The organism is Porticoccus sp. (assembly GCF_041592135.1).
In the GTDB taxonomy this organism is placed as follows: domain Bacteria; phylum Pseudomonadota; class Gammaproteobacteria; order Pseudomonadales; family Porticoccaceae; genus Porticoccus.
The window spans coordinates 1-8,576 of record NZ_JBFHQR010000107.1; the positions used below are offsets into that span (position 1 = coordinate 1).

General features: G+C 60.5%; 9 protein-coding genes. 1 reads left to right on the plus strand and 8 read right to left on the minus strand.

All coding sequences use genetic code 11. The features are described 5' to 3' along the window. Positions 1–161: 161 nt before the first annotated feature. From rdgB to ABY948_RS09525, 5 genes are all read right to left on the minus strand, one after another. Positions 162–749 (minus strand): RdgB/HAM1 family non-canonical purine NTP pyrophosphatase, encoded by a 588-nt coding sequence (gene rdgB, locus ABY948_RS09505; protein ID WP_461482294.1) that lies wholly within the window; start codon positions 747–749, stop codon positions 162–164. A 78-nt stretch (positions 750–827) separates the two neighbouring features. Further along, the gene (locus ABY948_RS09510; RefSeq protein WP_461482295.1) at positions 828–1,268 is read right to left on the minus strand and encodes a DUF4426 domain-containing protein; all 441 of its coding nucleotides are present in this window, start codon (positions 1,266–1,268) and stop codon (positions 828–830) included. A gap of 33 nt (positions 1,269–1,301) precedes the next feature. Then, positions 1,302–1,898: a methionine biosynthesis protein MetW gene (gene metW, locus ABY948_RS09515; protein WP_461482296.1), complete on the minus strand. Its 597-nt coding sequence runs from the start codon at positions 1,896–1,898 to the stop codon at positions 1,302–1,304. Next, positions 1,895–3,052: a homoserine O-succinyltransferase MetX gene (gene metX / locus ABY948_RS09520; RefSeq protein WP_461482297.1), complete on the minus strand. Its 1,158-nt coding sequence runs from the start codon at positions 3,050–3,052 to the stop codon at positions 1,895–1,897. Before metX ends, metW begins: the two co-directional genes overlap by 4 nt. A 118-nt stretch (positions 3,053–3,170) precedes the next feature. Continuing rightward, on the minus strand, positions 3,171–3,947 hold the full coding sequence (locus ABY948_RS09525) for an exodeoxyribonuclease III (protein ID WP_461482298.1): 777 nt from the start codon (positions 3,945–3,947) through the stop codon (positions 3,171–3,173). A 113-nt stretch (positions 3,948–4,060) separates the two neighbouring features. On the opposite strand from ABY948_RS09525, the gene ABY948_RS09530 reads away from it, so the two are divergent. Continuing rightward, the gene (locus ABY948_RS09530) at positions 4,061–4,684 is read left to right on the plus strand and encodes a hypothetical protein (protein WP_461482299.1); all 624 of its coding nucleotides are present in this window, start codon (positions 4,061–4,063) and stop codon (positions 4,682–4,684) included. Here the strand turns inward: ABY948_RS09530 and slmA are convergent. The 3 genes from slmA to ABY948_RS09545 form a co-directional block, all read right to left on the minus strand. Beyond that, positions 4,674–5,261, minus strand: a complete 588-nt coding sequence (gene slmA, locus ABY948_RS09535; RefSeq protein WP_461482300.1) for a nucleoid occlusion factor SlmA — start codon at positions 5,259–5,261, stop codon at positions 4,674–4,676. The two genes, ABY948_RS09530 and slmA, sit on opposite strands and share 11 nt — an antisense overlap. Before the next feature lie 6 nt (positions 5,262–5,267). Beyond that, positions 5,268–6,170, minus strand: a complete 903-nt coding sequence (argB, locus tag ABY948_RS09540; RefSeq protein WP_461482301.1) for an acetylglutamate kinase — start codon at positions 6,168–6,170, stop codon at positions 5,268–5,270. Positions 6,171–6,198: 28 nt separating this feature from the next. Then, a partial coding sequence (locus ABY948_RS09545) for a phosphomannomutase/phosphoglucomutase (protein ID WP_461482302.1) occupies positions 6,199–8,576 on the minus strand: 2,378 nt, incomplete at its 5' end.

Genomic DNA, 8,576 nt, shown 5'->3' on the forward strand with positions numbered 1-8,576 from the left:
CGCGCAGGGGGCCCCGGGCAATCAGCTGCGGGGCGTGCCGGTGGCAATGCCAGCGGGGTTCGGGATGGTGGTAAGCTGTCATCGGTATCGTTGGCGCCGAGGGGTGGCCCGTAGAGAATCCTCTGCGGGGAGTATTCTAACCACTGCGGCGTTATCCCGGATCAACGGGATAATTTTTCCAGCAGTTGTGCCATGGCCTGGCCGCGGTGGCTGAGACGATTTTTTTCCGTTTTGTCCAGTTGCGCGGAAGTGCAGCCGAGTGCGGGGATATAGAACAGCGGATCGTAGCCAAAGCCGTTCTCTCCCTGGGCGGTGAAGGCGATCCTGCCCTCCCAGGTGCCCTGGCAGACCAGCGGGGTGGGATCTTCCGGGTGGCGCAGGTACACCAGCAGGCACTGGAAACGGGCGGTGCGCTGTTGTTCGGGAATATCCTGGAGCAGGGACAGCAGGCGCAGGTTGTTTTTCGCGTCGCTGGCGTTTTCACCGGCGAAGCGGGCGGAGTAGATACCGGGCGCGCCATTCAGTACGTCCACTTCCAGCCCGGAGTCATCGGCGATGGCGGGCAGGCCGCTCAGGCGGGCGGCGTGGCGTGCCTTGAGCAGGGCGTTTTCCACAAAGCTCAGGCCGGTTTCCTCGGCGTCCGGCACCTGGAAATCCGACTGGGGCACAACGCACATGTCCAGCCCCGCCAGCAAGTGTTGGAACTCGGCGAGCTTGCCCTTATTGCCTGTGGCTAATACAACTTTCATGGTCTGCGGTGCCTGCAAAATCAAAAAACAACGAAACTGCCCGGGTGTCCGGGCAGCGGCTAATGGTCGAGGGCGCGGTTAGTTGTCCTGATAAAGGGTTTTCTGGAATGACAGGGATAGTGCCGTCTGGTTGGGGTCGGGCATCACGTCAATCTTGAAGGTCAGGTAATCCTCGTTTTCAAAGCGAAATGGCGCCAGGTAGTAGACGGTATCCCCTTCGCGCACTTCAAAAAATGCAAGGGTTTGCTGCTGGGCAAAAATATTGGAAACGGTGCCTTTTACCAGTGCCGTGGTGCCACCGGGCTTATCGCCGCGCAGTACCGAAATATTGATCAAACCGCGGTCCTTGCCGCGCACGATGCTGTGGGTGCTGGCGATGTCAGGCTGGATGAAGCTGCTGCTGAAGGCGCTGTAGAACACCTTAATATCACCAAACTGGCGGTAGGGTTTATCGTCGGCGTGAGCTGCGGTGGCAAACAGTGCCACCAGGGCCAGCCAGAGATAGTTGTACTGTTTCATGATGTGAACCTCGTTCGCCGCCCGCAATGGGTGTTATTTGCTCAAATGATAAATGGCCGTTTCACTAAACAGATTAGGCCATATTGCCTTGATCTGCCGGTCTGGCTGATGGGTCGCGACAAACTCCCGATGCAGTACCCGGATGCTTTTCTCGGCGCACAGTGCCTCGAAATCATCGACGGTGCAGAAGTGGATATTGGGGGTGTCATACCACTGGTAGGTCAGCTGCCTGGTCACCGGCATGCGGCCCCGGGTGAGCAGGTAAAAGCGCGCCCGCCAGTTGCCGAAATTGGGGAAGGTGACGACGCACTCCTTGCCGACCCGCAACATTTCATCCAGCACCAGGTGGGGGTAGCGCATGGCCTGCAGGGCCTGGGTCATGACCACGCTGTCGAAGCTCTTGTCCGCGAATTGCGTCAGCCCCTGGTCGAGGTCGGTTTCCACCACATTGACCCCGTTGGCAATACAGGCGGTGATTTTGTCCGGGTCGATTTCCAGGCCGTAACCTTCCACCTGTTTTTGTTCTTTGAGCAGCCGCAGCAGGGCGCCGTCGCCGCAGGCGAGATCCAGCACCCGGCAGGAGGGTTTGATCCACTGCTGGATGATGTCGAGATCGATGCGAAGGGTCATGGCGTTTCGGCCTCCCCCGCCAGGCGATTCATATAGGCGCTGAGCACCTGCTCGTAGCGCGGGTTGGGGAGCAGGAAGGCATCGTGCCCCAGGTTTGAGTCGATAGCGGCGTAGCTGACATTCTTGTTTGCCGCGATCAGCGCCTCGACAATCTCCCGGGAGCGCTCCGGGGCAAAGCGCCAGTCGGTGGAGAAAGAGACCACCAGGAAATCACAACTGGCGTGGCTAAAGGCCGCCACCGGATCGTGGTCGTATTCCCGGGCCAGGTCGAAGTAATCCAGCGCCTTGGTCATCAACAGGTAGGTGTTGGCGTCAAAGGCATTGGCGAAGGCGTCACCCTGATAGTGCAGGTAGCTTTCCACCTGGAACTCGATGGGGGTGTCCTGGCCGCGCTGGAACGAACCGGAGCGCAGTTCGCGGCCAAACTTGTCACCCATCAGCTCGTCTGACAGATAGGTAATGTGGCCGATCATGCGCGCCAGTCCCAGGCCGTTGCGGGGCAGCGTCTGGTTTTCCAGGTAATGGCCGTCGCGGTAGTCCGGATCCGATTTGATGGCGTTGCGGGCAATCTCGTTGAAGGCGATGTTCTGGGCGCTGAGTTTCATGGCGGAGGCGATGACTATTGCATGGCGCAACCGCTGGGGGTACTCCAGTGCCCAGCGCATCACCTGCATGCCGCCGAGGCTGCCGCCGACCACGGCGGCCCACTGGCGAATGCCGAGGTGGTCGGCCAGACGAGCCTGGCTCTCCACCCAGTCCCGCACCCGCAGCGGTGGAAAATCGGGCCCCCAGGGCTGTCCGGTCTGCGGGTTGATGGAATTGGGCCCGGTGCTGCCGTGGCAGCCGCCGAGGTTGTTCAGGCACACCACAAAAAACCGGTTGGTATCAAAGGGCTTGCCGGGGCCGATGTGGTTGTCCCACCAGCCCGGTTTGCTGTCTGCCATGCTGTGGTAACCGGCCGCGTGGTGATGGCCGCTGAGGGCGTGGCAGATCAGAATGGCATTGCTGGCGGAGGCGTTGAGCTCACCGTAGGTTTCGATCACCAGCTGGTAATGTTCCAGGGTGCGACCACAGGCGAGCGTCAGCGGTTCAGCGAATTGCATCACCTGCGGGGTGACGATACCGACAGAATTTTCCGGAATGACATCAGGCATCGGCGCTGCAACGGCTCCTGGTCTAGTGGGGGTCAGCGGGAGTCTAAAGAGGGGCGGCCATCAGTGCAACAGAGTTGCCGTTTCAAGCTGTGCACAGCTGGCTGGCCAGCCCCGGCGATCAAAGGGTTTCCATATCGTAGTCGACAACCACCGGCAGGTGGCTGGAAAAGGTTTTGGCCTTGTAGAGCACCGCATATTCCACCCGGTTGCGGAGGCTGCCGGACACTACCTGGAAATCGGTGCGCCAACCGGGGCCCTCGCCCACCTCGCCGGACGGCCAATGGCTGAACTCATCGGTATCTTTGTTGTAGAGCCGAAAGGCGTCTGCGTAGCCGATGGCAGTAAACAGCTGATCCAGGCACTGCCGCTCGTGGTTCAGAAAGCCGGAGGTCTCGTCGCAGTGAGTGGGCTCGCCCACGTCGATGTCGCGATGGGCAATGTTCCAGTTGCCGCAGAAAACATAGTCGCGCCGCTTGTGGCTGATTTTGTTGAAGTGGTTGAGCAGGTCGCGATAGAAACGGTCTTTTCGCTCCTGGCTCTGGGTGCTGGCAATGGCGCCGGGGGCGAGCAGGGAGCAAATGCTGACGCGATCAAAGTCCGCCTGCAGGTAGCGGCCCTGCATATCTTCGCCGTTGCTGGCGCCGAAGCCGTACATGATGGCCTTCGGCATATCGCGGCTATAGATCGCCACGCCGTTGCTGTCGGCCTCAGGCGCGTCAAAGAAATAGCTGAAATAACCCTGCAGTTCGTATTCGCGGCGCTGCTCAAGTTCGTAGGCCGGTGCACGCAAATCCTGCAGGCAGATGACGTGCGCATCCTGGGCCGCCAACCAGTGGTAGAGTCCCCGTTCCGAAGCTTGCTGAATACCGTCGACGGCAAGACTGATGATGCGCATTATCGCCCCTTGTTTTGGGAGAGTGTATGATAACCGGCAGGCCGGACTTGATGAATCGGCAAATGGGATTCAATCAGTTTGAAAACGGGATTGGTAAGGGCCGGGAAGCATTTGTGACAAACACCAGAACAACCTACAAACCCACCGGCGCCGTAGCCGTATTATTGCTTTGCCTGGCCGCTATGGTAACAGAGGCGGGCGATCTTTACCGCTATCGCAACAGCGAAGGCAACCTGGTTATTGACCACCAGGTTCCTCCTGAGTACGTCGCCAAGGGCTATGAAATCATCACCAGCAGTGGGCGGGTGGAAGAGGTGGTGCCGCCCCAGTCGGAAAGTGCGGCCGACGCCGCTGGGCAGGTGCCCGCGGAAACGCTCGCGGAGCAGCTTGAGGAAGATCAGATGCTGCTGCGCAGTTACAGCACCCTGGACGAACTCAAGGCGGCCGGTGAGCGCCGTCTGGAGCAGCTCGACCGCGAAATCGAGATCATCGAATCGAACATGGCAAAGAACCGGCAACAGCTCCAGCAATACCGGGAGCGGGCGGCCCTGCATCAGTTTAACGGCGAGAAGGTGCCCGACACTCTATTGAAAGCCCTGGATGAAGTGGTGTTGGCGCAGCGCGATGCCGAGCAGATGCTGTCCCTGCGCCGCGCCGAATATCACGACATGGAGCAGCGCTACCAGCGCTATGGCGAGCGGTTTAGGGAGCTGACCGCCAGGCGCCCTAACGGCTGAACACGGCTGCCGTCACCGACCACTGGTCCTGCCAGTGCTCGGTGGGTGGTCGCGTAAAACCGCTGCGCACGAACTGGCTGATGCGGCCTTCCGCCAATGCCAGGATCATGTTTGCCGCCGCCGACACGGTGGTGGCCAGCCGCAACCCCTCCGTCATCTCCCCTTCTCGCAGAATCTGCTTCAGCTGGGTTTCCAGTCGATCAAATAATTGCTGGATACGCTTGTGCAGGCGATCGGTTTCACCGGTCAGCGCATCGCCGGTGAGCAACCGGGTAATGCCCGGATTGCGCTCGGCGAAGGTCAACAGCAGGGTGAGAATGCGGTAGCAGCGGGCCGCGGCGTCGGGTTCTTCGGTGACGATGGTGCGGACGCGGCTGAACAGGGTCTCCTCAATGAAGTCGATCAGCCCTTCATACATGCGCGTCTTGCTGGGAAAGTGGCGATACAGGGCCGCTTCCGAAACGCCCACCTCCGCCGCCAGGGCCGCCGTGGTAATGCGACCGCCGGGGGTGGCCTCCAGCATTCTGGCCAGTGACTGGAGTATCTGCTGTTTTCTGGAAAGGGTGTCCGTTGCCACGTTGTGCTACCCGGCTTCGTTGGTGATCAGGGTGCCGACACCCTGATCGGTAAAGATTTCCAGCAGGGTGGCGTGATTGACCCTGCCATCGATGATATGGGCGGTTTTGGTGCCACCCTTGACGGCATCCAGGGCGCACTGGATTTTCGGCAGCATGCCGCCGTAGATGGTGCCGTCGGCAATCAGTGCGTCCACCTGGGTGGTGGACATGCCGGTGAGCACGTCGCCATTTTTGTCCTGCAGGCCGGCCACATTGGTCAGCAACATCAGCTTTTCCGCCTTCAGTACCTCGGCAATTTTACCGGCCACCAGATCGGCATTGATGTTGTAGGAATTGCCCTCCCGGTCTACCCCGATGGGTGCGATGACCGGAATGAAGTCGCTGTTGGTGAGCATGTCGATGACGCCGGTGTTGATGGACTCCACCTCGCCCACATGGCCGATATCGATAATTTCCGGTGCCTCCATTTCCGGGGTGCGGCGGGTGACTTTAAGCTTGCGGGCCATGATCAGCTGGCCGTCCTTGCCGGTGATGCCCACGGCCTTGCCGCCGGCGTGGTGGATCAGGTTGACGATTTCCTTGTTGACGGTGCCGCCCAGTACCATTTCCACCACGTCCATGGTCTTGCTGTCGGTGACGCGCATGCCGTTGACAAAGTGGGACTCGATGCTCAGTTTTTGCAGCAGATCGCCAATCTGCGGGCCGCCACCGTGGACCACCACCGGATTCATGCCCACCAGTTTCATCATCACGATGTCCTTGGCAAAGCTGGCTTTGAGTTTTTCATCCACCATGGCATTGCCGCCGAACTTGACGACGATGGTCTTGCCGGTAAAACGCTGGATATAGGGCAGTGCCTCGGACAACACCCTGGCGGTGTTCGAGGCGGCTTCACGGGTTAGCGACATCGATGTTCCTGTTGCTTTTATGAATGGGTTAAAAGGTGAGATTGCTGTCTATGCTACGAAGTTGCTGGCGGAAAAGCGACTGGATTTTCTCCAGTGCATCATGGGACTCCGCCTCGAAGCGCAGGGTCAGCGCCGGACTGGTGTTGGAGGCGCGCACCAGCCCCCAGGCTTTCGGAAAATCCACCCGCAGGCCGTCGATGGTGCTGACATTGCCCTCCCGGAACACCGCCATGGCGAGCAATTGCTCGACAATGCTGAACTTGGTTTCCTCGCTGACCGGGATGCGAATTTCCGGGGTGGCTACCCGGGTCTCGAAGCCGGCCATGATCTCGTCCAGCCCCTGTTCGCGAATGCTGATGATCTCGATCAGGCGCGCGGCGGCGTAAAGGCCGTCGTCAAAGCCGTGCCAGCGGTCGTGGAAGAAAATGTGGCCGCTGTACTCTCCGCCCAGCGGGGCCTTGCTCTCCATAATCTTGTTGTACATGTGGGAGTGGCCGGTTTTCCACATCACCGGGCGGCCACCGTAACTGCTGATCAGGCTGTTGAGGCGGCGGGTGCTCTTGATATCGAATACCACATCGGCGCCGGGATGGCGGGATACCACATCCCGGGCAAAGATCATCAACAGTTCATCCGGCCAGACAATTTTGCCGCTGGCGGCCACGGCGACAATGCGATCGCCATCGCCGTCCAGGGCGATGCCGAGATCGGCCTGGTTTTCCCGCACGCAGAGCACCAGGTCATCCAGATTGGCGGGGACGGAGGGGTCGGGGGCGTGATTGGGGAAGTTGCCGTCCACGTCGCAATACAGTGGCAGGACATCGCAGCCGGTGGCTTCCAGCAGGCGCACGGCCAGTTCGCCGGCGGCGCCATTGCCGGCATCGAGAATCACTTTCAGCCCCTGTGCCGGCACAATATCGCCGGCAACGGCCTGAATATACTCGGCGGACAGATCCTGCTCGCTGCGCTGGCCAGGGGGTTGCTCCGGCAGGTCGGCGAGCATCTCCTCCCGCAGGGATTTGATCTCATCGCCGCACAGGGCGTGGTGCTGGAAGAAAATCTTGAAGCCGTTGTATTCGCCGGGATTGTGGCTCGCCGTCACCATTACCCCACAATCACTCTGCTGCAGCTGGTGGGTGGCAAAGCTGAGCAGCGGTGTCGGCACCAGGCCGAGATCAATGATATTGCAGCCACTGTTGAGGATGCCCTGTTGCAGCGCCGCGCAGAGCGCGTCGCTGGAAAGCCGGCCATCCCGTGCGACGATCAGGCTGTTCTCGCCCAGGGCCAGTGCCCGGGCGGCCAGCGCCCTGCCGAGGCGGGTGGCGAAATCGCTGGATAGCTGTTGGTCCGCGATACCGCGGATATCGTAGTCGCGAAACACCACGGCGGGAATGTCTGTTGCGATAGGGGCGGCCTCGCCCCGTGCCGCTGCCGGCTCGTTCGGTGGGGCTGACTTGGGCGGAATCACTTCCAGGAAGGATTCAGCACGGCCATGGACCGGGTCTGTTGCATGCTCGTTGGTGCTGGCCTTGGTACGCCGGGGTTTGATTACCTTTTCCCGGTGAAAATGCAGGGTGAGACGCACCGCCAGGTAGCTCAGCAGTAAAGTGGCCGTGACCAGCACGCCGAGAAAAATGATAAACAGGCTGTAGGAGGGCTGGGCGCGGTCGAGCAAGCTGGCGCCGCCGGTATAGTGCAGTTGCCAATTGGGGGCTTTGAGCTTGAGGCTGACGACATCCAGTGCCCTGGAATTGTCACCCAGCATCAGGAAAGTCTTGGCTTTTGAGTGGGGCATGGTCTGTGCCAGCTCCGTCCGGCCCAGTGCTGGATCGACAGCCGCGGTTAACAATGCAGTCAGCTTGTGCATGGGAAGGATTGCCAGCATGGCACCGACGGTGGCTCCCTCGCGATCTTTCAGGGAGTGGCAGAACAACAATTGCCATTGACCATCTATCCGCGCGGCGGCGGGGGCGACCTGCTCTCCGGCGAGCACGTTCTCAGCCAGCAGCTGCCCGGCGAAGTGATGCTGTGCCAGCAGGCGCTGGTCGCCGGGCGCCAGCAGCAAGCCGCCACTCAGTTCAGGTGCCCACTCCCGCATCAGTTGCTCCGCTTCGGCCAGTTGCCCGGGATTGGCCGAGATTACCGCCTCGGCAAATACCGTCTTCTCCGACAGCTCGGTGAGCTGCCGCTGAATATCGGCCAGGTACTTGTCGGCCGCGATGCGCTGCTTGCCCGCGTATTGTGCGGCAAATTCGCCGGCCTGCAGGCGCAGGCTGCTGTCGATCAGTTGCTGGTAAAGCAGCTGGGCAAAAAAGGCGGCGCCAGCTAACAGCAGCAGCAGGAACGCCAGCACCAGGGGATGTTGTTTCAGCTTTTTAACGGCGCCAGCCGGGATGGGAATCGGTC